The sequence below is a fragment of the Streptomyces sp. NPDC092370 genome (assembly GCF_044755265.1).
Classification (GTDB): domain Bacteria; phylum Actinomycetota; class Actinomycetes; order Streptomycetales; family Streptomycetaceae; genus Streptomyces.
This window is the reverse complement of record NZ_JBIVQO010000007.1, coordinates 398,006-421,066: the sequence shown is the minus strand read 5'-3', so window position 1 is coordinate 421,066 and position 23,061 is coordinate 398,006. Positions and strand designations below refer to the sequence as shown.

Genomic DNA, 23,061 nt, shown 5'->3' with positions numbered 1-23,061 from the left:
TGATCCGGTGTCCGGATCACCGACCGCCGCGTGCATGTGCCCGCGTCAGCCCGTCCACTCCGCAGCCGCGTCCAGCAGCCAGTCCGTCAGGTAGCCGGCGAAGGACGAGCGGACCAGCACCCAGAACCCGGCACCGGGGTCGTCACGGGCGACCAGGACGACCTGGGTGCGGCCCAGGTTCGTCTGGGCGCAGCGCCCCGGGCCGAAGACCCGGGGGTGAAGGTCCAGCGAGCAGCCGTGGGCCAGCACGTCGCGGGCCCGGGGACCCGCGACGAGGAGCGTCGTGCGCTGAGCCGAGACGTCGATGACGGACACGGGCTCGTCGCCCGCGGCCTCACGGATCCGGCTCTCCAGGCCCTGCTGACCGCCCGGCGGGCCCACCAGCAGCCATTCGTCGGGGCCGAGCCACAGCGCGGTCAGCTCCCCGGCGCGGACGACGGTGCCGGGTTCGACGGGAAGTGGGAGGCCCAGTGCCGGCCCCACGGCGTCCGCCGCCGGCCCCTTGGGGTCGAGACGCACATTGATCTGGGTCAGGAAGGGCAGTTCCGCCAGCCGGATGGCGCCCCCGGAGGTGCGCGTCGCGCCGGCCAGCCGGTCGGCGGCATGCGACAGGGGGCTGCGGAGCACGGTGGTAACGGCGGTGTCAGCCATCTCGGCGGGCTCCCTCGGGGTCGTAGAGGACGGGGCTCGCGACGGTCACCGGGACCAGCCGGTCGCCCACGGGGGCATAGAGTCGCTCACCGATGCGGTCCCGGCCGCCCTTGACCAGCGCGAGGGCGAAGGACCGGCCGAGGGCCGCGCTGCGGTAACTGGACGTGACGTGGCCGAGCATCGGGACGGGCGGCGCGGGCAGCACGCTGTCTGCGACCAGATGCGTGCCTTCCGGGAGGAACATGCCCGGCTCGTCCGGAAGCAGCCCGACCAGGTGCTTGCGGTCCGGGCGGGCGGTGTCGGCACGGGCGTGGGACCGCTTGCCGATGAAGTCCCGCTTCTTCTTCGACACCACCCAGCTCATGCCGAGGTCCTGCGGCGTCACGGTGCCGTCGGTGTCCTGGCCGACGATCGGGTAGCCCTTCTCCGCGCGCAGGACGTGCATGGTCTCCGTGCCGTACGGGGTGATGCCGTACGGGGCGCCGGCGTCGTGCAGCGCCTCCCACAGGGCGAGGGCCTCCCACGGTGACACGTTGATCTCGTAGGCGAGTTCGCCGGAGAAGCTGATCCGGCACACGCGCGCGTCGATGCCGGCGACGGCCGTCTCGCGCCACGCCATGAACGGGAAGTCCTCGTTGGCGATGGCGAGTCGGGGCGCCAGCGAACCGAGGACTTCTCGGGAGCGCGGGCCGACCAGGGCGACGGTGGCCCACTGCTCGGTCACCGATGTGCAGTGGACACGCAGTTCGGGCCACTCCGTCTGGAGCCACTCCTCCATCCAGTCCAGTACGGCGGCGGCGTTGCCCGTCGTGGTGGTGACCAGGTAGCGGTCCTGGTCGAGGCGGATCACCGTGCCGTCGTCGAAGACCATCCCGTCCGGGCGGCACATCACGCCGTAGCGGATCATGCCGACCTTCAGGGTGCTCATCATGTTGGTGTAGAGCAGGTCGAGGAAGGCGCCGGCGTCCGGGCCCTGGACGTCGATCTTGCCGAGGGTGGAGGCGTCCATGAAGGCGACGCCCTCGCGGGCGGCGGCGCACTCGCGCAGGACGGCCGTCTCCATGTCCTCGCCGTCCCGCGGGTAGTACCAGGGCCGCTTCCACTGGCCGACGTTCTCGAACAGGGCGCCGTGCGCGACATGCCATTCGTGCAGGGCGGTGGTGCGGATCGGGTCGAGCAGGGCACCACGGTCGCGGCCGGCGAGGGCGGCGAAGGAGACCGGGGTGTACGGCGGCCGGAAGGTGGTGGTGCCGAGCGCGGAGAGGTCCACGCCGAGCAGTTCGGCGACGACCCCGCCGGCCAGGACGCCGGAGGTCTTGCCCTGGTCGTTCGCCGTGCCGGCCGTGGTGTAGCGCTTGGTGTGCTCGACGGAGCGCATGCCGGCACCGGTCGCCCGGCCCAGGTCGTCGACGGTGACGTCGCGTTGCAGGTCGACGAAGCGCGGGGCGCCTTCCCGGCCCGGGACGGTGAAGACCCGCATGGGCGGCGTCTGCGGCTGCGTGGCCACCCGGGGCAGGTGGACCTCCTCCGCGGTGTAGCCCTCGGCCTCGATCGCGCGGGCGCCGGCGGCTGCTCCTTGCCCGAGGGCCCGGGCCAGGTCGAAGACACCGCTCGCGGCGCCCGCGACCTCGACCGCCTGACGGCAGGTGTCGGGGACGAACGTGCCGAGTTCCTCGTCGTGGCGGAGCTTGCCTCCCGCCTGGCTGAACAGGTGCGCCACCGGGTTCCAGCCGCCGGAGACCAGAAGCAGGTCGGCGGCGAACTCCCGCTGTCCCGCCAACTGTCCGTACGGGGCGACGGTCACGGAGGTGAGCCGCAGGGCGCCTTCCGTGGCGGTGACGGCGTGCCCCGTCAGCACCTCGATGCCGGCCTGGCGGGCGCGCGTCACCCACTCCCCCGGCTCGGTGCGGGTGTCGACGACGGCCTCGATGGCCACGCCCGCCGCCGCGAGGTCCAGGGCCGCCGCGTAGGCGCTGTCGTTGGTGGTGAAGACGACCGCGTGGCGACCGGGCAGGACCGCGTACTTGTTGACGTAGGTGCGGGCCGAGGCGGCCAGCATCACGCCGGGGCGGTCGTTGTCCGCGAAGGCCAGCGAGCGTTCGTGCGCGCCGGTGGCGAGGACGACGCGGCGGGCGCGGATGCGCCAGACGCGTTCGCGGGAGACGTTCTCGGGGGCCTGGGCGCCGAGGTGGTTCGTGCGGCGCTCCACGGCGAGGAGGTGGTTGTCGTCGTAGTAGCCGAAGACGGTGGTGCGGCGCAGGACTTGGACGTCGGGGGCGGCGTCGAGCCGGGCGGTCGTCCCGGTCACCCAGTCGAGGTGTTCGCCGGTGCCGAGGAGGCTGCCGCCGGGTTCCGGCTGATCGTCGGCGAGGATGACGCGGGCACCTGATCGGGCGGCGGCTTGCGCCGCGGCGAGGCCGGCCGGGCCCGCGCCCACGACGAGGAGGTCGCAGTGGGTGTGCACGGCGTCGTAGCGGGCCGGGTCCGGGTCGGTGGCGAGGCGGCCCTGGCCGGGGAGACTGGTCGCGACGAGGCCCTCGTAGAGCTCGACGGTGGTGGCCGGGAGCATGGGCTCGGGGAACGGTGCCTCGATCTGGACCACCGCGTTGGGTTCCTCGACGCCGGCCGAGAAGATGCCGCGTGGGCGGCCCAGCTTGATGCTGGTGCCGGCCTGGATGACGCCGTGGGCGAGGAGGGCGGAGGCGAGGGTGTCGCCCTTGTAGCCCTCGTATTCGGTGCCGTCAAAGGTGAAGGTGAGCGGGGTGTCGCGGTGGATCCGGCCGCGGGTGGGGTGGCGGAACGGCTGGGTGGTTTCGCCCCCGCCGCCCCTGCCCTCCCCCAGGCTCCCGGCTTCGCTCGAGCAGGGGGGACCCCCACCATCCTCCAGGGTCTCCGCCCCTTCGGCTCCGCCGGGGGCTGCTGCGCCCGCGGGCCCCCCTTCGGTCTGGGCGGCCTCGTCCTCAAGCACCGGACGGGCTGGTGGTGCCGGACTCGGCCGGAAGGTGACGGGGCGCAGCTCCACCGTTTCCGGACGCTCCTCCCCCGCCCGGTAGACCGTCAGAACCTCGTTCGTCGATGTGTCCCGCACTGCGTTGAACCAGCGGCGGCAGCCCGCCGCATGGCTCCAGCGCTCGGCGAAGGGGCCCCTCGGGTTGTCGCGGAAGAAGAGGTAGCGGGCCCACTCCTCGTCGGTGAGGGAGGTCGGGTCCTGCGGGTACGGCACGTGGGCCTGGCCGCCGTAGTGGAACTCGGCTTCGTCGCGGGGCCCGCACCACGGGCAGGGGATCAGCAGCATGGGTCGGCTCCCTGATGGTCCTAGTGGGCCACCGCGGCCGCGCCGTGCTCGTCGACGAGCGCGCCGGTGGTGAAACGGTCGAGCGAGAAGGGGGCGTTCAGCGGATGCGGTGTGTCGTGGGCGATGGTGTGGGCGTAGACCCAGCCGACGCCCGGGGTGGCCTTGAAACCACCGGTCCCCCAGCCGCAGTTGAGGTAGAGGTTGTCGACCGGGCTGAGGCCGATGATCGGTGAGGCGTCGGGGCTGACGTCGACGATGCCGCCCCAGGTGCGCAGGACGTGGGCGCGGGCGAAGACCGGGAAGAGCTCCAGGGCCGCCGACATCTGCTCTTCGATGATGTGGAAGGCGCCGCGCTGGGTGTAGGAGTTGTACGCGTCGATGCCCGCGCCCATCACCAGCTCGCCCTTGTGGGCCTGGCTGACGTACACGTGGACCGCGTTGGACATGACGACCGTCGGGTGCACCGGCTCCAGCAGCTCCGACACCAGGGCCTGCAGGGGGTGGCTCTGGACGGGGAGTTCGATGCCCGCCATGGCCGCCAGGACCGAGGTGTGGCCCGCCGAGCAGAGCGCGACCTTGCCCGCCGCGATCGGGCCGCGGTTGGTCCGGACTCCCACCACCCGGTTGCCGACGACGTCGAGGCCGGTCACCTCGCAGTTCTGGATGATGTCGATCCCGGCGGCGTCGGCGGAGCGGGCGAGGCCCCACGCCACGTGGTCGTGCTTGGCGATGCCCGCGCGCGGCTGGTAGGTCGCGCCCAGGACCGGATAGCGCACGTCCGGGGAGGTGTTGACGATCGGGCAGACTTCCTTGACGCGGTCCGCGTCGAGCCACTCGGCGTCCACGCCGTTGAGGCGGTTGGCCTCGACGCGGCGCACGCTGTCTCGGACGTCCTGGAGGCTGTGGGCGAGGTTCAGTACGCCACGCTGGGAGAACAGGATCGGGTAGTCGAGCTCGTCCGCCAGTCCCTCCCACAGTTTGAGCGCGTGCTCGTAGATGCCGGCGCTCTCGTCCCACAGGTAGTTGGAGCGGATGATGGTGGTGTTGCGGGCCATGTTGCCGCCCGCCAGCCAGCCCTTCTCCAGCACGGCGACGTTGGTGATGCCGTGGTTCTTCGCCAGGTAGTGGGCGGTGGCCAGGCCGTGGCCGCCGCCGCCCACGACGACGACGTCGTACGAGCGCTTCGGCTCGGGGTTGCGCCAGAGCCGGTCGGGGTGTTCGGGGAGCTCGGCGCCGGGGGTGCGGGGGCTCATCGGGCGTCTCCGTCCTCGGACAGGTGCGGGTAGAGCGGGTGCTTGGCGGCCAGGGCCTCGGTGCGGGCGCTCAGGGCGGCCACGTCCGGCTCGGGCTGGAGGGCGAGCGCGATCACGTCCGCGACCTCGGCGAAGTCCGTCTCGGTGAAGCCGCGGGTGGCCAGCGCCGGAGTGCCGATGCGCAGGCCCGAGGTGACCATGGGCGGGCGCGGGTCGAAGGGCACGGCGTTGCGGTTGACGGTGATGCCGATCTCGTGGAGCAGGTCCTCGGCCTGCCGGCCGTCGAGCTCCGAGTCGCGCAGGTCGACCAGGACCAGGTGGACGTCCGTGCCTCCGGTCAGGACCTTCACCCCGGCCGCCGCCGCGTCCGCCCGGGTGAGGCGTTCGGCGAGGATGCGGGAGCCGGCGAGGGTCCGGGCCTGGCGTTCGGCGAACTCGGGTGACGCGGCGACCTTGAACGACACCGCCTTCGCGGCGATGACGTGTTCCAGGGGGCCGCCCTGCATACCGGGGAACACCGCGGAGTTGATCTTCTTCGCGAGGTCGGCCTCGTTGGTGAGGATGACGCCACCGCGCGGGCCGCCGAGGGTCTTGTGGGTCGTGGTGGTCGTGACGTGGGCGTGCGGTACGGGGCTGGGGTGCAGGCCCGCCGCCACGAGTCCCGCGAAGTGCGCCATGTCGACCATGAGCAGGGCGCCCACGTCGTCGGCGATCCGGCGGAACGCCGCGAAGTCCAGCTGCCTCGGGTACGCCGACCAGCCCGCGATGATCATCTTGGGGCGGTGTTCCTTGGCGAGCCGCTCGACCTCGCCCATGTCGACGAGGTTGTCCGCCTCGGACACGTGGTACGGCACGACGTTGAGCATCTTGCCGCTGTAGTTGATGCGCATGCCGTGCGTGAGGTGCCCGCCGTGCGCGAGGTCGAGACCGAGGACGGTGTCGCCGGGCTGGAGCAGGGCGAAGAAGACGGCGGTGTTCGCCTGGGCACCCGAGTGCGGCTGGACGTTGGCGAAGCCCGCGCCGAAGAGGGACTTGATCCGCTCGATGGCCAGCCGCTCGGTGACGTCGACGTGTTCGCAGCCACCGTAGTAACGGCGGCCCGGGTAGCCCTCGGCGTACTTGTTGGTCGCGACCGAGCCCTGGGCCTCCATCACGGCGGAGGGCGCGAAGTTCTCGGAGGCGATCATCTCCAGGGTGGACTGCTGGCGGTGCAGTTCGGCGCGGAGCGCGGCGTGGACCTCGGGGTCCAGCTCCGCCAGGGGGGTGTTCAGCGCGTTCATACGGCGTTCGCGTTCCTCTCGGCGGCCTCGACGACATTGGCGAGCAGCATGGCCCGGGTCATGGGGCCCACGCCCCCGGGCATCGGGGCCCGCCATCCGGCGACCTGGGCGGCGTCCGGGTGGATGTCACCCACCAGTCCTTGTTCGGTGCGGGTGATGCCGACATCGAGGACGGCCGCGCCGGGGCGCAGCATGTCCTTGGTGATCAGTCCGGGGGAACCGGCGGCCGCGACGACGATGTCCGCCTCGCGCACGTGCCAGGCCAGGCCCTTGGTGCCGGTGTGGCAGAGGGTGACGGTGGCGTTCTCGGACCTGCGGGTGAGGAGGAGTCCGATGGGCCGTCCGACGGTGATGCCCCGGCCGATCACGCACACCCGCGCTCCGGCGAGCGGCACGTCGTGGCGGCGGAGCAGTTCGACGATGCCGCGCGGCGTGCACGGCAGCGGGGCCTCGACGCCGAGGACGAGCCGGCCGAGGTTGACGGGGTGGAGTCCGTCGGCGTCCTTGGCCGGGTCCATGCGTTCCAGTACGGCACCCGCGTCGAGGTGAGGGGGCAGCGGGAGCTGGACGATGTAGCCGGTGCAGGCGGGGTCGGCGTTGAGTTCGTCGATCGTCTCCTCGACCTGCTGCTGAGAGGCGTCGGCGGGCAGCTCCCGCCGAAGGGAGGCGATGCCCACCTGGGCGCAGTCCCGGTGCTTGCCGCCGACGTAGGCGTGGCTGCCGGGGTCGTCGCCGACCAGGACGGTGCCGAGTCCCGGCGGGCGGCCCGTCGCGGCGGCCGACTTGGCCACGCGCTCGGCGAGTTCGCGGCGGATGATGGCGGCGGTCGCCTTGCCGTCAAGGAGTTGTGCGGTCACCTGGAGTTCCTTCCGACGAGCTGTGGCTGAACGCCCATGAGGGGCGCGGGGCTGTGTCGATCGGCGGCTTCGCCGCGGGGCGCGACCATCCACAACGAAGCCGCACACGAACACTCAGCCACGAAGACGGGACATCGTCGGGTCGAACAGAGGCTCCTCGGCGACCACGGCCTCGACGGACTGGTCGAAGTACCCGATGTGCACAACGGTCCCCGGAGCGGCCAGTTCCACCGGCAGCCACGCATAGGCGATGCCCTTGCCGATCGTGTAGCCATAAGCCGCACTGGTGACGTACCCCACCGCACGGTCCCCGTCGTACACCGGTTCCTTGCCCATGACGACGGCCTTGGGATCGTCGATCGTGAGGCAGGTCAGTCTCCGCCGTACGTCGGCCTTACGGCGCTCCAGCGCCGCCTTGCCGATGAAGTCGTCCTTGTCGGGCTTGACGGCGAATCCGACTCCGGCCTCGTAGGGGTCGTGCTCGTAGGTCATGTCCGTGCCGAAGGAGCGGTAGCCCTTCTCCAGGCGGAGGCTGTTGAACGCGCCGCGGCCGGCCGCGATGCCGCCGAGCGGCTCGGCCGTCCGCCAGAGGGTGTCCCAGAGTTTCCCGCCCAGGTCGGCGGTGGTGTAGAGCTCCCAGCCGAGCTCGCCGACGTACGACAGACGCATCGCGGTGACGGGGACGGAGCCGATGTGGGCACGCTTGGCGCGGAAGTACTTCAGGCCACTCGCCGAGAAGTCGGCGTCGGTGAGCGGCTGGAGGACGTCGCGGGCGCGCGGGCCCCACAGACCGATGCAGCAGGTGCCGGGGGTGATGTCGCGGACCTGGACCGTGCCGTCGGCGGGGAGGTGGCGGGTGAACCAGTCGAGGTCCAGGTTGCCGTTGGCGCCGACCTGGAAGAGGTCGGGGGCCAGCCGGGCGACGGTGATGTCACTGCGGATGCCGCCGTCGTGGTCGAGGAGCAGGGTGTACGTCACCGAGCCGACGGATTTGGCGACCTTGCCGGTGCACAGCCGCTCCAGGAACTCGCCGGCACCGCGCCCGCTGACCTCGAGCCGCTTGAGGGCCGTCATGTCGTACATCGCGACGGTCTCCCGGGTGGTCTGGGCTTCGGCGGCGACGATGGGCGACCAGTACCGCGCGGCCCACTCGTTGGGGGTGGCGATGGAACGGCCTTCGACCAGGCCGGCGTTGGCCTCGTACCACTGGGGGCGCTCCCAGCCGTTCGCCTCCAGGAAGAAGGCGCCCAGCTCCTGCTGGCGTGCGTGGAACGGGCTGGTGCGGATCGGGCGCGGGTCTCCCGACGGCTGGAGGGGGTGGAGGATGTCGTAGACCTCGACGAAGTTCCGGCAGTCGCGGGCCAGCACGTACTCGGGCGAGAGCTGGTGCGGTTCGAAGCGGTTGACGTCGCACTCGTGCAGGTCGAACGAGGAGCAGTAGCCGTCGACCAGCCATTCGGCCATGGCCCGTCCGACGCCCGCGGAGTGGGTGACCCAGACGGCCTCGGCGACCCAGAAGCCTTTGACGTCCGGGGATTCGCCGAGCAGGGGCAGGCCGTCGGTGGTGAAGGAGAACAGGCCGTTGATGCCCTCTTCGACCTTGGCGTCCTTGGTCGCGGGGAGCAGCGACTGGGTCTCGCTCCAGGCCTCCTCGAAGTCCTCCTCGGTGAACTTCAGGACGGACGGCATCTCGTCGGCCTCGTCCACCGAGAGGATGTCGTCGGCCGAGATGGGCATCGGGCGGTGGCCGTAGTAGCCGATGCCCAGGCCGTCGAAGCGGTCGCGGTAGTAGAGGTCGGCGTCCTGGTGGCGCAGGATCGGGCGGACCGCTTCCTGCGTCTGGCCCGCCAGGGCCGGTACCGGGCCCGTCCAGGCGAGTTGGTGGGCGAGGGGCGTGAGCGGGAGGTTCATGCCGGCCATGCGGGCGATCTTCGGGCCCCAGATGCCGGCGCAGCACACGACGATGTCGGCGGGGATCTCGCCCTGGTCGGTGAGGACGCCGGTCACCTCGCCGTCGGCCCTTGGGATGTCGAGGACTTCGTGACGGGCGAGGAAGCGGACGCCGCGCTCGGTAGCCCGGCGGATCTGCGCCTCGACGGCGAGGACCGCCTTCGCGAGGCCGTCCGTGGGCACGAGGAGGCCGGCGAGGACCTTGTCCGGGTTGACGAGCGGGTGCTGTTCGAGGCACTCCTCGGTGCTCAGCAGCCGGGACTCGATGCCCCAGGAGGTGAGCCAGCCGTGTCGCCGCTGGAGTTCCGTGACGCGCTCCGGGCTGGTCGCCACCTCCAGGCCGCCGACCTGGAGGAAGCAGGGCTGACCGTCCACGTCGAGTGAGCAGAACTTCTCGACGGTGTAACGGGCCATCTCGGTCATGGTCTTGGAGGGGTTCGTCTGGAAGACCAGACCCGGGGCGTGCGACGACGATCCCCCGGTGGCGGGCAGCGGGCCCTGGTCGACCACGGTCACTTCGGTCCAGCCTCGCGCGGAGATCTCATCGGCGAGCGCTGCTCCCACGACGCCCGCTCCGATGATGACCACCCGGGGTCCCGCCATCGCCGCACCTCCGACGTTGAAAGCCATCCAGTTGCTGTCTGCGCAACAGGGTTCAGGTTGCGCAACTCAATGTGCCCGCCGTGGACAGGCGTGTCAAGGGGTCCGCGACGCCGGAAAAACCCCCGGGAGCGGCAGGGCGGAATCACCGGAAAACGACGAGGCCCGGCAGGCTGAGGACACAGCCTGCCGGGCCTTTCGGCGGGGTTCACCAAGACGGTCGTGCGCGCTACTTGATCCAGGCGTCGACCTTGTCGCGGTTGGCCTCGACCCACTTCTTCGCCGCGGCCTCGGGCGCCATCTTGTCCACCGCGATGTACTTGGCGACGGTGTTCTGGTCGTCGTTCGTCCAGGTGAAGTTCTTCACCAGGTCATAGGCCGGGCTGCCCGACTTGGCGAACTTGGCGCTGACGATCTTGTCGAGTTTGTACACCGGGTAGTCGCAGGCGACCTTCTCCGCGTCGGCGTCGCAGCCTTCCTTGTACTCGGGCAGGCCGACCTTCTTCAACGGCACCTCGGACAGGAACCACTGCGGCTCGTAGAAGTAGCCGATCAGCCATTCCTTGTTCTTCTCGGCGTTGCGGTACGCCTGGATGAGCGCGGTCTCGCTGCCCGCGTACACCACCTTGAAGTCCAGCTTGAGGTTCTTCACCAGCGCCTCGTCGTTGGTGACGTACGAGGGGTCGCCGTCGAGGAGCTGCCCCTTGCCACCCGACTCGGAGGTCTTGAACTTCGACGCGTACTTGTTCAGATTCTTCCAGTCCAGGATGTCCGGGTGCGCCTTCGCCAGCCACGGCGGCACGTACCAGCCGATGAGCCCCTCGTTGCCGGTCGGGCCCGCGTCGACGGCGGTCTTCTGCTGGGTGATGTACTTCTTCTTCAGGTCGTCGTGGCCCCAGTTCTCGACGACGGCGTCGACCTCGCCCGTCCCGAAGCCCTGCCAGGCGATCTCCTCCTTCAAGTCCTTCTGCTCGACCTTGCAGCCGAGGTCGTGCTCGGCGACGTAGGCGAGGACCGCCGCGTTCGCCTCGTAGCCCACCCAGGGGTTGATCGCGAGGTTGAAGGTGCCGCACGTGCCCGAGCCGCCCGAGCCGCCCGAGCTGTCGTCGCCGACCTTCGCGCCGCCGCAGGCCGTGAGGGTGAGGCCGAGGACGGCCAGGCCGGCCGCGCCGGCTCTGAAGTGTCGTGCCATGGTGTGGTGCTCCTTATGCGCCGGCGCGGCGAGCCGCTGCCTGAGTGATCCGGTCGAACATGACTCCGAGCAGGACGATGGCCAGCCCGGCCGCCAGTCCCTTGCCGTACAGCTGCCCCTGGGAGAACCCGGCCACGACGTCGTAGCCGAGGGCACCCGCGCCCACCAGGCCGCCCACGACGACCATCGACAGCACGTAGATCAGGCCCTGGTTGGTCGCGAGGGTCAGGGCGCCCTTCGACATGGGCAGTTGAACCTTGGTGATGATCTGCCAGGTGTTGCACCCGGTGGACGTCGCCGCCTCGACGGTGGTCTCGGGCACGGCCCGCACCCCGTCGGCGATGATCTTGATGGCGACCGGTGCCGCGTAGACGACGGCGGCCACGATGGCCGTGAACCGTGTCGCGCCGAACAACGCGAGGAACGGCACGAGATAGACGAACGGCGGCATGACCTGGGCCGCGTCCAGGGTGGGCCGGATCAGCCGGTCCACCAGGGCGCTGCGTCCCATCCACACCCCGACCACGACGCCGAGCAGCATCACCAGCACCGTCGCCACCGCGGTGGACGCCAGCGTCGTCATGGAGTCCGACCAGACACCGGTACCGACCAGCAGGCCCACGCACACGACGGTGGTGGCCCCGGCACGCCGGCCGCCGAGCACGGAGCCGAGCCCAACGAGGGCGGCGCCGACGAGCCACCACGGGGAGTCGGTCAGCAGGGTCTGGAACGGATTGAGCAGGCCGTTGGTGAGGGCGTCGCGGAAGGCGTTGGTCAGGCCCGACAGGTTGTCCTGTGCCCAGGTGGTCGCATCGGCCGCCGTCCTGGCGATGCCGCTGCCGAGGCCGCCCTCGCCGGGGAACTCGGCCGCCCATATATAGGTGTGCGACAGATACACCAGCACAGCCGCCGCCACCGCGCCTGCCGTGAGCAGCTGCCGCCTCCACTTGAGGAAGGGACTGTCCGAGCCCCGGGCCGTCTCGGCCCGGCCGCTCGCCGCGGTGGTGACCCGGTCCAGCACGATGGCCAGGACGACGATGGCCAGACCGGCGTTGAAGGCCGTGCCGACGTCCAGCGACTGCAGGGCCTGGATGACGGTCGCGCCCAGGCCGGGCGCGTTGATCAGGGCCGCGATGGTCACCATGGCCAGGGCCGCCATGATGGTCTGGTTGACGCCCATCACCACGGTCCGCTTCGACATCGGCAGCAGGACCTTCAGCAGCGCCTGCCGCCGCGTCGCGCCCATCGAGTCCGCCGCCTCCACCGTGGCCTGTGGTACGGAGCGGATGGCGTGCGCGGTGATGCGGATCGCCGGTGGTGCCGCGTAGATGGTGGTGGCGATCGTGGCGGAGGCGGGACCGATCAGGAAGAACAGGGTCAGCGGCGCCAGATAGACGAAGGTGGGCATCGTCTGCATGAAGTCCAGGAACGGCGTCATGATCCGGTTGACCCGGTCCGACAACCCGGCCCACACACCCAGCGGGATGGCGAACAGCAGCGCCACGCACACGGCGGAGAGGGTCAGCGCCAGGGTGTCCATGCTCTCCTGCCAGAGCCCTTGCAGGCCGAGGAAGGTGAAGCCGGCCACGGCCAGCAGCGCGACCCGCCAGTTGCCCACGGCCCAGGAGACGTAGCCGACGACGCCGACGACACCGAGCCAGCCGACCTGCGGAACCGGGCGGCCCGGGGTCGGCTGCGAGATCAGATCCTGCACGAAGGTCACCAGGGTGTCGATGACCAGCCGGATCTCGTTGAAGAAGTAGAGGAAGAGCGGGTTGGAGTTGCGGTTGGCTCCGATCGAGTCGTTGACCTCGTTGAACCACCGGTGCAGATCGGTCAGGTCGGCCGCGGCCAGGGACAGGGTCTGCTTGCCGCGGAGCACGGCGAAGAGCACCAGCCAGACGAGCAGGATCCCGGCCACCACCACGGCGCGGTTGACCGTGCGCACGTGCCGGGCGGGAACGGGCGGCTCCACGGCCCCGGTCTTCTCCGGTTTCTCGATCGCGACGGTCATCACGCGTCGCCTTCCTGCCCGGCGACCACCGCGAGGATCTCCTCGTCGCCGACGATGCCGAGCAGCTTGCCGTCCTCCACGACCTTGACCGGCTTCTCGGCCGCGAGCACCGCCCTGGTGGCCTCCTTCACCACGACGTCCGGGCCGAGCTCGGGACCGTCCAGCGGGTCGTCGGGCTCCACCGGGCGCATGATCCACCGCAGGGTCAGTACGTCACCGCGGGGCACGTCCCTGACGAAGTCGCGTACGTAGTCGTCGGCGGGGGCCCCGACCAGTTCGTCGCCGGTGCCGCACTGGACCATCCTGCCGTCGCGCATGATGAGGATGCGGTCGCCCAGCCGCAGCGCCTCCGACAGATCGTGCGTGATGAACACCATCGTCTTGCCGACCTCGTGGTGCAGCCGGACGACCTCGTTCTGCATGTCACGGCGGATCAGCGGGTCGAGCGCGGAGAACGGCTCGTCGAAGAGGAGTACGTCCGGATCGCCGGCCAGTGCGCGGGCGAGACCCACGCGTTGCTGCATGCCGCCGGAGAGCTGGTCGGGGTAGGAGTTCTCGTACCCGGAGAGCCCGACGAGTTCGACGACCTCCAGCGCCCGTCTCATGCGCTCCGCCCGGCTCATGCCGCGGATCTCCAGCCCGAACGCCACATTGTCGACGACCCGGCGGTGCGGCAGCAGCCCGAAGTGCTGGAAGACCATGGAGAACTTGCTGCGGCGCAGTTCGCGCAGGCGGCCCGCGTCCGCGTCGCGGATGTTCTCGCCCTCGAAGAGGATCTCGCCTGCGGTGGGTTCGATGAGCCGGGTCAGACAGCGCACCAGGGTGGACTTGCCCGAGCCGGACAGGCCCATGACGACGAACACCTCGCCCGGCGCGACCTCGAAGTCCACGTCGCGCACGGCGGCGGTGCATCCGGTGCGGTCCATCAGTTCGCGGCGGGTGAGCCCGCGCAGCTCCTCGGAGCCCGGCACCTGGCCCGCCTTCGGCCCGAACACCTTCCACAGTTCGCGTACGGAGATGACCGGGTCGGGTGCCGAGTCCTGGGGCGTGCCGCGCCGCTGCGGCACCTCGGTCGTTGCTGGGGTCATGTTCGACCTCTTTTCGGCATTCAGCCGCGGAACCAGTGCTGCGGCCGGGGTTGGATGTTCTGCCAGATGTGCTTGGGTTCCCGGTACTCGTCCAGGCCGGTCGGGCCCAGCTCGCGGCCCACGCCGGAGTGTCCGAACCCACCCCATTCCGCTTGCGGCACATAGGGGTGGTAGTCGTTGATCCACACCGTGCCGTGGCGCAGCCGGCGGGCGACCCGCTGGGCCTTCCCGGCGTCCTGCGTCCAGACGGCGCCGGCGAGTCCGTACTCGGTGTCGTTGGCGATGCGTACGGCGTCGTCCTCGCCGGTGAAGCGCTCCACGGTGAGCACGGGCCCGAAGGACTCCTCGTGCACCACCCGCATGTCCTGACCGCACTCGTCGAGCACGGTGGGCGGGTAGAAGTGGCCGGCGGCCAGGGCCGGATCGTCGGGCCGTTCGCCGCCGCAGCGCAGGACGGCGCCCTCGGCGAGTCCGGCCGCGACGTACGCCTCGACCTTCGCCAGGTGCTGCGCGGAGATGAGCGGGCCGGTCTCGGCCCGCTCATCGAAGGGGCCGCCGAGCCGGATCCGCCGGGCGCGGCGGACCACCTCGTCGACGAACCGGTCGTGCAGCGCGTCCTCGACGATCAGCCGGGCGCCGGCCGAGCAGACCTGGCCCGAATGCAGGAAGACGGCCGTGAGCGCGAAGTCCACGGCCGTCTCGAAGTCGGCGTCGGCGAAGACGACATTGGGGTTCTTGCCGCCGAGTTCCAGCGCCACCTTCTTCACGGTCGCGGCCGCGGTGGCCATGATGCGTCTTCCGGTGTCCAGGCCGCCGGTGAAGGAGACCATGTCGACGGCGGGGTCCTCGGCGAGCGGTGCGCCCGCCTCGGGCCCGGCCCCCAGGACGAGGTTGGCGGCACCGGCCGGGAGACCGGCCTCCTCCAGTGCCTTCATCAGCAGGATGGACGTCGAGGGGGTGAGCTCACTGGGCTTGAGCACGATCGTGTTGCCCGCGAGAAGCGCGGGTGCGACCTTCCAGCTCGCCTGGAGCAAAGGGTAGTTCCAGGGGGTGATCAGTCCGCACACACCGATCGGCTCGTACACGACGCGGCTGACGGCGTCGTCACGGCCGGTGTCGATCACCCGGCCGGCGTCGGTGCCGCCGAGTCCTCCGTAGTAGCGGAAGCAGGAGACGACGTCGGCGATGTCGTACTCGCTCTCCACCAGCCGCTTGCCGGTGTCCAGCGATTCGGCGCGGGCGAACGCGCCGGCGTCGCGTTCGATCAGGTCGGCGGTGCGCAGGAGGAGCGCGCCACGCTCTCGCTCGGAGGTGCGCGGCCAGGGCCCCTCGTCGAAGGCCCGGCGGGCCGCGGCGATGGCCGCCTCCGTGTCGGGGCGTGTACCTTCGGACACCGTCACAAAGAGCGTGCCGTCGGCGGGGCAGCGGATGTCCCGGTGGCCGCCGGCCCGGGGATCCCGCCATTTTCCATCCACGTACAGATCTGCCACGTCGAGGGCCCTTCGAGCGAATCGCGTTGCGCATCGCGCACCGTATTGCTTGTGGTGGAACACTCTGTAGAAGGCCGCACCCCACGTCAAGGGGGTGACCGATGACGGTTTCGCCAAGGAGACAGCCGCGGGGAGGCCACACCGGCCGGCCCGGAACGAATCGCCTCCGGGCCTGCCGATTGTCTGAAAACTGCTGGTTACGGCTGGGAGCGGTGCCGGTAATACGCGGCGGTGGACGGCGGCAGCGGGTCCTTGCCGAGGATGAGGTCGGCCGCCTTTTCCGCGATCATCATGACGGGCGCGTAGATGTTGCCGTTGGTGATGTAGGGCATCACCGACGCGTCGACGACCCGCAGCCCCTCCACGCCGTGCACCCGCATACTGGCCGGGTCCACGACAGCCATCTCGTCGGTGCCCATCTTGCAGGTGCACGACGGATGCAGCGCGGTCTCGCCGTCCTTGGCGACCCAGGCGAGGATCTCCTCGTCGGTCTCGACGGAGGGTCCCGGCGAGATCTCCCCGGCGTTGTACGGGGCCATGGCGGGCTGGTTGAGCAGCTCGCGGGCGACCCTGACGGCCTCGACCCACTCGCGGCGGTCCTGCTCGGTGGACAGGTAGTTGAAGCGCAGCGCGGGGTGCTCGGCCGGGTCCTTGCTCTTGATCTTCACCGATCCGATGGCGTCGGAGTACATGGGCCCGACGTGCACCTGGTAGCCGTGTCCGCCGGCGGGCACGGAGCCGTCGTAGCGGACCGCGATGGGCAGGAAGTGGAACATCAGGTTGGGGTAGGGCACGTCCTCGTTGCCGCGGACGAAGCCGCCCGCTTCGAAGTGGTTGGTCGCGGCGGGGCCGGTGCGCAAGAGCCACTGCAGCCCGATGAAGGGGGCGCGCCACTTCGCGAGGTACGGCTGCATGGAGACGGGTCGCTTGCAGGCGTACTGGATGTACACCTCCAGGTGGTCCTGGAGGTTCTCGCCGACACCCGGCAGATCGTGTACGACGTCGATGCCGAGCGCGCGCAGTTCCTCGGCGTTGCCGACGCCCGAGAGCTGGAGCAGTTGCGGGGAGTTGATCGCGCCCCCGCAGAGGATGACTTCGCGGGCATACACCCGCTGGGGTCGGCCGCGGCCACGCCGGTACTCGACGCCGATGGCACGCTTGCCTTCGAAGAGGACGCGGGTGACCAGGGCGCGCGTCCGGATCGTGAGGTTGGGGCGCTTACGCACGGGCTTGAGGTAGGCCTTGGAGGCCGACAGGCGGCGACCTCGGTGGACGTTGCGGTCGAACCGGGCGAAACCCTCCTGCCGGTAGCCGTTCACGTCATCGGTGGGGGCGTGGCCCGCCTCCTCGGTGGCCTTCAGGAAGGCCTTGAAGAGCGGGTTGGTCCCAGGGCCGCGTTCCAGGACGAGAGGGCCGTCGTGGCCACGGAACTCGTCGTCCGGGTCGGCGGCCAGACAGTTCTCCATCCGCCGGAAGTACGGCAGGCAGTGCGCGTAGTCCCAGGTCTTCATGCCCGGGTCGGCCGCCCAGCGCTCGTAGTCCATGGGGTTGCCGCGCTGGAAGATCATGCCGTTGATGCTGCTGGAACCGCCCAGCACCTTGCCACGCGCGTGGTAGACGCGCCGGCCGCCCATGTGGGGCTCCGGTTCGGACTCGTACTTCCAGTCGTAGAACCGGCTGCCGATCGGGTAGGTCAGCGCCGCGGGCATGTGGATGAAGACGTCCCAGGGGTAGTCGGGCCGGCCCGCCTCCAGAACGAGCACCCGGTTGCCGGGGTCCGCGGAGAGCCGGTTGGCCAGCGCACTGCCGGCCGATCCACCACCGACGATGACGAAGTCGTACTGCAAGTGAGCCATGGGGCCTCGTCTCGCTCGCGCCGTTCGGAATGCGCGGCATGCTAGTACCTGTACCGCTATATGCACCAGGTTGCGAACGGCGCAACTTCCGCGAGGTGGGCGACAAGCCCGTGACCTGCACCGCTGCCGGCTATGTTTAACGCCCGTATAGTTGCGTTGTGAGCAACTACCATGCAGATACCGAAACGACGACCGCGCCGACCGGTGGGGTGCAGTCAGTCGACCGCGCCATCACCGTGCTGGAGATCCTGGCGCGGCGCGGCGAGGCCGGCGTCAGCGAGGTGGCCGCCGAGATCGACGTCCACAAGTCCACCGCGTTCCGGCTGCTGGGCGCTCTGGAGGGGCGCGGCCTGGTGGAGCAGGCGGGCGAGCGCGGCAAGTACCGCCTCGGTTTCGGCATCGTCCGCCTCGCCGGCGCGGTCACCGGGCGCATCGACATCACCCAGCAGAGCCGCCCGGTCTGCGAGCGGCTCGCCGAGGAGATCGGCGAGACCGTGAACCTCGCGGTGATGCAGGAGCAGTACGCGATCAACCTGTACCAGGTGCGCGGCCCGGGTGCCGTCACGGCGTTCAACTGGGTCGGCCAGCTGACGCCGTTGCACGCCACCTCCAGCGGCAAGATCCTGCTGGCCCACATGCCGGCGAAGGAACGTGCCGCGCTGTTGTCGGCGGCCGGCCTGAAGAAGGTGACGCCCCACACCCTGACCGCGAAGACCAAGCTCGAGAAGAACCTCGCCGAGGCGCTCGAGCGTGGCTACTCCTGGACCCTGGAGGAGTTCGAGGTCGGGCTGCACGCCATGGCCGCCCCGGTCCGCAACAGGGACGGAGAGGTCATCGCGGCGATCAGCGCCTCCGGACCGGCGTACCGGCTCACCGAGGACCGTATGCACGACCTCGCTCCGGTGCTGGTCAAGGGCGCGGACGAGATCAGCCATCGCATGGGCTATCTGGGCTGATCCCGCCGCGCCGCCTTCGACGGGCGCTCCGCGCACCGGGCGCCGGCCCACCCGTGAACCGCCGCTACTGTGGCCGCTCCACACCCAGCCGCTGCTGGACGAAGGTGTGGAATTCGCCGATGTGATGCTCGCTGGGCACGAGTACCCCGCCCTTGGCGTACAGCCGGGAGCTCATCGCGGGCTGACAGCGCTCGCAGGCGTCGAAGTCCTGCCGGTTGACCCGGTCGAAGAGTTCCACCGACCGGCTGACGTCCTTGCCGCTCTCGACGACGTGCCTGAGGTAGAGCCAGTCGCACTCGACGATGGTGCGATCCACGGCGACCGGGTACATCCGGTGGAAGATCACATGGTCCGGCACGAGGTTGATGAACACCTGCGGCCGGACGGTGATCGCGTAGTAACGGCGATCCTGGTCCTCGGTGATGCCTGGAATGCGGTCCAGGCCTTCGGAGCCGTCGACGGTGAAGCCCTTCACCTCGGAGCCGAACTCCGCGCCGTGTCCCACGTAGTACTGGGCGGCGTACCCGTCGGCGAACTCGGGGAGCACCTCGGTCAGCTCGGGGTGGATGGTCGCGCAGTGATAGCACTCCATGAAGTTCTCGACGATGAGTTTCCAGTTCGCCTTCACGTCGTAGACGATCCGTCGACCGACTTCGAGGTGGTCGATGTCGTAGTGCTCGATCGACTCCGTGTCGCCTAGGCGCGCGACGACATCCCCCACGACCTCGTCGAAGGGGGGCGGGTTCTCCGCGAGGCACACCCATACATAGCCGAGCCATTCCCGCGTGGCCACGGCCGCCAGGCCGTAGTCGGTGCGGCTGATGTCGGGCATCTTGGTGAGGTTGGGCGCCGCGACGAGTTTGCCCGTCAGGTCGTACGTCCAGGCGTGATACGGGCATTGGAAGGCGCGCCTGACCTCGCCGCTCTCCGCCGTGCAGAGCCTGGCTCCGCGGTGCCGGCAGACATTGAGGAAGGCGCGTACGGAGTTGTCCCGTGCGCGGGTGATCAGGATGCTCTCACGGCCCACCTCGACGGTCCGGAAGGCACCGGGCCTGGCGAGGTCGGCGGCGCGCACGGCGCAGAACCACATCGTCTCGAAGATGTGCTCCTGCTCCCGGGCGAAGAGCTCGGGATCCGTGTAGGAGGCGCCGGGAAGGGTGGCGATGAGGCTTTCCGGCAGGCCGGTCGAGGTCACAGTGCACTCCTCGGGGAGCGTCGTGGATCGGGCATGCACGCGCCGGGACGAGTGACACCGGACGTCGTCGAGTAAGGAGCAGCGCCGCTTTGGTGCGCGGCAGTGGCTGTGGAAGCGAGGTGTGTGACGCTGTCAGGGCGTCGTGGCCGCGAGGTGCTTGCGCCAGCGCATGAACAGCTTCGGCTGGTTCATCCCGAGGACGGCGACCGGGTGTCCGGCACGCCGGTAGACGGCCAGGACGTTGCGATCGTCCACGCTGCCCTCCTCGATCGTCACGCTGTCGGCACGGGCCGCGTTGCCGACGAACTGGATCTTCACGCCGTACTGGTCGGACCAGAAGTACGGCGGCCGGGGCAGGCCCGGTTCGGATTCGCCCCAGGACAGCAGGGCGGCCACGGCCGCGTCCGGGCGCTCCCGGGCACCGGTCCAGTGCTCGACGCGGCGGTGGGCGCCTGCGCGGGGGTCGTACCAGGAGGCGCAGTCGCCTACCGCCACCACCCCGGCCAGGCTGGTACGGCCGTCCGCACCGCACGTGACACCGTCGTCGAGTTCGACGCCGGATCCGGCCAGCCACTCGACACAGGGACGGGCCCCGACACCCACGACCACGATGTCGGCGGGGATGCTCCGGCCGTCTTCCATCAGGACCGCGTCGACGCGCCTCTCGCCGCTCAGCCCCTTGACGCCCACGCCGCACAAAAGGCGTACACCGTGGTCCGCGTGGAGGGCGGAGACGATGCGCCCCATGGCCGGGCCGAGCGGTCCGGCCAGTGGTGTGGGCGCCGCCTCGACGATGGTCACGTCCAGGCCGAGGGCGCGGGCGGTGGAGGCGACCTCCGCACCGATGAAGCCGCCGCCGATCACGACCAGGCGTCCACCCTGGGCCAGTTCGTCCCGCAGGGCGCGGGCGTCGTCCAGGGTGCGCAGGGTGTGCACACCGGCCAGTCCGTCCATGCCGGGCAGGGTCCGGGCGGCGGCGCCGGTGGCGATGACGATGCCGTCCGCCCGCACCTCCCTGCCGTCGGTGAGCCGCACCGCGCGGGGCGTGGCGTCGAGTCCGGCGGCGCGGGCTCCGAGGAGCCACTCCGCTTGCAGGTCCTCGCCGTCAGGCTCCAGCGCGAGATCGGCCTCGTCGATGCCGCCGGCCAGGAACTCCTTGGACAGGGGCGGCCTGTCGTACGGGCGATGGGTTTCGTCGCCGATGACGACCAGCCGTCCGTCGTACCCCTGTTTCCGCAGCGAGCGCGCCGCTGACAGACCGGCCAGCGACGCGCCCACCACGGCCACGGTCCTCACGCGACGCCCCCGGCGAGCCGGGCGGCGATGCAGGGAGGAAGGTTCGGGGCTGCCGTGGACAGCCGGACGTAGATCATGCCGTCCTCGACGAAGACCTCGTGCGTGCGCACCGGGAGCTTGGCCGGCGGGGCGTCGACGGCTCCGGTCGTGAGGTTGAACTTCGAGGCGTGCAGCGGGCATTCGACCTCGCGGCCCTCCAACCAGCCGTCGGCGAGCGAGGCGTCCTGGTGGGTGCATGTGTCGTCGATGGCGAAGAGTTCGCCGTCATCGGTGTGGAACACCGAGACCGGCGGTTCGATGTCGAGCCTGTGGGCCTCGCCTCGGGGCAGATCCACGAGACGGCACGCGGCAATCATCATGACACCTCGGTGCGTATAGCGAAACGGATTGCGGTGAACGCAACGTCAGTTTGAGGGCGCCCGCGAATCCTTGTCAAGGAGTTCGCAGGACGGTCGACACCTCTCTTTTCTGTTGCTTGATACGCAACAATCTGCGCCATAAGAAACGCAGGTCGGAGCGGAGCACCTCTCAAAGCCGGGGCATCGGCAGCGGCGCCGCCGCGGCTTCGAGGCCCCACCGAGCGGTCACCCGCACCGCGTCGGCCGTCGAGGCGACGTCATGGACGCGCACACACCAGGCGCCCTGCGCGGCGGCCAGGACCGACACCGCCGAGGTGGCCGCGTCCCGCAGGTGCGCCGGCCGGGGCCGCCCCGTCTCCGGGTCCGCCAGCAGATGGCCCAGAAAGGACTTCCGCGCCGCACCCACCAGGACCGGCCGGCCGAGCGCGGCGACCTCCCGGAGACGTCCGAGCAGCCGCCAGTTGTGCTCGGCGCGCTTGGCGAACCCGAGCCCCGGGTCGACGATGAGACAGTCCACCGGGACCCCGGCGCGCAGGGCCGCGTCGACTCTCGCCCGCAACGCGTCGACCACGTCGGTGACGACGTCGTCGTACACGGCGTTCGTCTGCATCCCCGTGGAGTGCCCGCGCCAGTGCATGAGCACGTAGGGCGTACCGGCCCGCGCCATCAGCGGGAGCATCCCAGGGTCGGCGAGCCCGCCGGAGACGTCGTTGACCAGGGCGGCGCCGGCCTCCATGGCACGGGCGGCGACCTCGGCCCGCATGGTGTCGACGCTGACCGTCGCGCCCGCCGCGACGAGTTCGCGGACGACCGGCAGCACGCGTCGCAGTTCCTCCCCGACGGCGGGGCGCGCGGCGCCGGGCCGGGTCGACTCGCCACCCACGTCCAGGATGTCCGCGCCCTCGTCGAGCAGCGCGAGGCCGTGCGCGACGGCCCGTTCCGGGGCGAACCACCGCCCGCCGTCGGAGAACGAGTCGGGCGTGACGTTCACGATGCCCATCACCAGGGCCCGGTCGAGGCGGGGAAGACCTCGCGGATGGAGGACCGAAGCGACCCGGCCGGGCCGGGCGGCGGTACTCACGCGACTCGGGGTGGGTCGGCGAGGGGGTGCCCGGGAATCACCATGAGACCAGACCTCGTTGCATATAGAGGAACAACGTGCGATGTGAGCAACGAGTGTGAGGACGGCCGCGCGGCACTGTCAAGGGAGGTGGAAGGCCTCGGCCCGGCCATGCGGCCTCGACGCCGGAGTGAGCAGCCGAGAGGCCTTCACTTCGGTCTCGTCCCACTCCCGCACGGGGTCGGACCCCCAGGTGATGCCGGCGCCCCTACCGAAGCACGGCACCGGCCCCGCCGGGGTGTCACGGCCGATCCAGAAGGTGCGGATGCCCACGGCCAGTTCACCGGTCCCCCGGTCGGCGTCGACCCAGCCGACGGCACCGCAGTAGGGGCCGCGGGGCACGGTCTCCATGGCGTCGATGATGCGCATGGCGCTGGATTTGGGCGGGGCCGGTCACGGAACCCGGACGGAAAGACCCGGCCGTCGGCTCGGACGGCCCACGCCCTGCGCCAGTTCCCCGCGCACGCTGGAGACGAGATGCACCAGGCCCGGGTGCCGCTCGACGGCGCACAGGGCCGGAACGGTCACGGCTCCGGTGGCGCAGACCCGCCCCAGGTCGTTGCCGACCAGGTCCACGCGGGCACGCGGGCGCTTCGGCCGGGGCGGGCT

At 70.6% G+C, this 23,061-nt stretch carries 16 protein-coding genes and 1 pseudogene; 1 reads left to right on the top strand and 16 read right to left on the bottom strand.

The annotated features are described in order from the left end of the window. Positions 1-45: 45 nt before the first annotated feature. The 11 genes from ACIQHQ_RS23355 to betA form a co-directional block, all read right to left on the bottom strand. The gene (locus tag ACIQHQ_RS23355; protein WP_402614449.1) at positions 46-651 is read right to left on the bottom strand and encodes a sarcosine oxidase subunit gamma; all 606 of its coding nucleotides are present in this window, start codon (positions 649-651) and stop codon (positions 46-48) included. After that, the gene (locus ACIQHQ_RS23350) at positions 644-3,946 is read right to left on the bottom strand and encodes a sarcosine oxidase subunit alpha family protein (RefSeq protein ID WP_402614447.1); all 3,303 of its coding nucleotides are present in this window, start codon (positions 3,944-3,946) and stop codon (positions 644-646) included. Before ACIQHQ_RS23350 ends, ACIQHQ_RS23355 begins: the two co-directional genes overlap by 8 nt. 20 nt (positions 3,947-3,966) lie before the next feature. Further along, positions 3,967-5,199: a sarcosine oxidase subunit beta family protein gene (locus ACIQHQ_RS23345; protein ID WP_402614444.1), complete on the bottom strand. Its 1,233-nt coding sequence runs from the start codon at positions 5,197-5,199 to the stop codon at positions 3,967-3,969. Next, positions 5,196-6,479: a serine hydroxymethyltransferase gene (gene glyA / locus ACIQHQ_RS23340; protein ID WP_402614442.1), complete on the bottom strand. Its 1,284-nt coding sequence runs from the start codon at positions 6,477-6,479 to the stop codon at positions 5,196-5,198. Before glyA ends, ACIQHQ_RS23345 begins: the two co-directional genes overlap by 4 nt. After that, on the bottom strand, positions 6,476-7,336 hold the full coding sequence (locus ACIQHQ_RS23335) for a bifunctional methylenetetrahydrofolate dehydrogenase/methenyltetrahydrofolate cyclohydrolase (protein WP_402614439.1): 861 nt from the start codon (positions 7,334-7,336) through the stop codon (positions 6,476-6,478). The genes glyA and ACIQHQ_RS23335 overlap by 4 nt, the downstream gene beginning before the upstream one ends. Before the next feature lie 114 nt (positions 7,337-7,450). After that, positions 7,451-9,889 carry an FAD-dependent oxidoreductase gene (locus ACIQHQ_RS23330; protein ID WP_402614436.1) on the bottom strand — a complete coding sequence of 813 codons (2,439 nt, stop codon included), beginning with the start codon at positions 9,887-9,889 and terminating at the stop codon, positions 7,451-7,453. Positions 9,890-10,115: 226 nt separating this feature from the next. Beyond that, positions 10,116-11,078, bottom strand: a complete 963-nt coding sequence (locus ACIQHQ_RS23325; RefSeq protein WP_402614433.1) for an ABC transporter substrate-binding protein — start codon at positions 11,076-11,078, stop codon at positions 10,116-10,118. Between the two features lie 13 nt (positions 11,079-11,091). Beyond that, entirely contained in the window at positions 11,092-13,092 is a 2,001-nt protein-coding gene (locus tag ACIQHQ_RS23320; protein WP_402614430.1) for an ABC transporter permease, read from the bottom strand. Continuing rightward, positions 13,092-14,180, bottom strand: a complete 1,089-nt coding sequence (locus ACIQHQ_RS23315; protein ID WP_402614427.1) for a glycine betaine/L-proline ABC transporter ATP-binding protein — start codon at positions 14,178-14,180, stop codon at positions 13,092-13,094. The genes ACIQHQ_RS23320 and ACIQHQ_RS23315 overlap by 1 nt, the downstream gene beginning before the upstream one ends. Positions 14,181-14,200: 20 nt before the next feature. Further along, positions 14,201-15,670, bottom strand: coding sequence for an aldehyde dehydrogenase family protein (locus tag ACIQHQ_RS23310; protein ID WP_402614425.1), 1,470 nt, complete (start codon positions 15,668-15,670; stop codon positions 14,201-14,203). A gap of 197 nt (positions 15,671-15,867) precedes the next feature. Next, complete coding sequence (gene betA, locus ACIQHQ_RS23305; protein ID WP_402614422.1) at positions 15,868-17,526, bottom strand: choline dehydrogenase; 1,659 nt, start codon at positions 17,524-17,526, stop codon at positions 15,868-15,870. 209 nt (positions 17,527-17,735) lie between these two features. Here betA and ACIQHQ_RS23300 point away from each other — a divergent pair, with 209 nt between their 5' ends. Next, complete coding sequence (locus ACIQHQ_RS23300) at positions 17,736-18,482, top strand: IclR family transcriptional regulator (RefSeq protein ID WP_402614549.1); 747 nt, start codon at positions 17,736-17,738, stop codon at positions 18,480-18,482. Positions 18,483-18,546: 64 nt separating this feature from the next. Here ACIQHQ_RS23300 and ACIQHQ_RS23295 read toward each other — a convergent pair whose 3' ends face one another. From ACIQHQ_RS23295 to ACIQHQ_RS23275, 5 genes and pseudogenes are all read right to left on the bottom strand, one after another. Continuing rightward, on the bottom strand, positions 18,547-19,677 hold the full coding sequence (locus tag ACIQHQ_RS23295) for an aromatic ring-hydroxylating dioxygenase subunit alpha (RefSeq protein ID WP_402614419.1): 1,131 nt from the start codon (positions 19,675-19,677) through the stop codon (positions 18,547-18,549). A gap of 132 nt (positions 19,678-19,809) precedes the next feature. Then, on the bottom strand, positions 19,810-20,973 hold the full coding sequence (locus tag ACIQHQ_RS23290) for an NAD(P)/FAD-dependent oxidoreductase (protein ID WP_402614416.1): 1,164 nt from the start codon (positions 20,971-20,973) through the stop codon (positions 19,810-19,812). After that, positions 20,970-21,332, bottom strand: coding sequence for a bifunctional 3-phenylpropionate/cinnamic acid dioxygenase ferredoxin subunit (locus ACIQHQ_RS23285; RefSeq protein WP_402614412.1), 363 nt, complete (start codon positions 21,330-21,332; stop codon positions 20,970-20,972). Before ACIQHQ_RS23285 ends, ACIQHQ_RS23290 begins: the two co-directional genes overlap by 4 nt. A 169-nt stretch (positions 21,333-21,501) precedes the next feature. Then, a complete protein-coding gene (gene folP / locus ACIQHQ_RS23280) occupies positions 21,502-22,413 on the bottom strand; it encodes a dihydropteroate synthase (protein WP_402614410.1) in 912 nt (303 codons plus the stop codon). A gap of 120 nt (positions 22,414-22,533) precedes the next feature. After that, positions 22,534-23,028, bottom strand: a pseudogene (locus ACIQHQ_RS23275) (chorismate-binding protein). Positions 23,029-23,061 lie beyond the last annotated feature (33 nt).

Excerpts from the sequence above, each read along its gene's own strand:
- ACIQHQ_RS23355 (WP_402614449.1), bottom strand. The coding sequence starts at position 651 with ATGGCTGACACCGCCGTTACCACCGTGCTCCGCAGCCCCCTGTCGCAT.
- ACIQHQ_RS23350 (WP_402614447.1), bottom strand. The coding sequence starts at position 3,946 with ATGCTGCTGATCCCCTGCCCGTGGTGCGGGCCCCGCGACGAAGCCGAG.
- ACIQHQ_RS23345 (WP_402614444.1), bottom strand. The coding sequence starts at position 5,199 with ATGAGCCCCCGCACCCCCGGCGCCGAGCTCCCCGAACACCCCGACCGG.
- glyA (WP_402614442.1), bottom strand. The coding sequence starts at position 6,479 with ATGAACGCGCTGAACACCCCCCTGGCGGAGCTGGACCCCGAGGTCCAC.
- ACIQHQ_RS23330 (WP_402614436.1), bottom strand. The coding sequence starts at position 9,889 with ATGGCGGGACCCCGGGTGGTCATCATCGGAGCGGGCGTCGTGGGAGCA.
- ACIQHQ_RS23325 (WP_402614433.1), bottom strand. The coding sequence starts at position 11,078 with ATGGCACGACACTTCAGAGCCGGCGCGGCCGGCCTGGCCGTCCTCGGC.
- ACIQHQ_RS23320 (WP_402614430.1), bottom strand. The coding sequence starts at position 13,092 with ATGACCGTCGCGATCGAGAAACCGGAGAAGACCGGGGCCGTGGAGCCG.
- ACIQHQ_RS23315 (WP_402614427.1), bottom strand. The coding sequence starts at position 14,180 with ATGACCCCAGCAACGACCGAGGTGCCGCAGCGGCGCGGCACGCCCCAG.
- betA (WP_402614422.1), bottom strand. The coding sequence starts at position 17,526 with ATGGCTCACTTGCAGTACGACTTCGTCATCGTCGGTGGTGGATCGGCC.
- ACIQHQ_RS23285 (WP_402614412.1), bottom strand. The coding sequence starts at position 21,332 with ATGATGATTGCCGCGTGCCGTCTCGTGGATCTGCCCCGAGGCGAGGCC.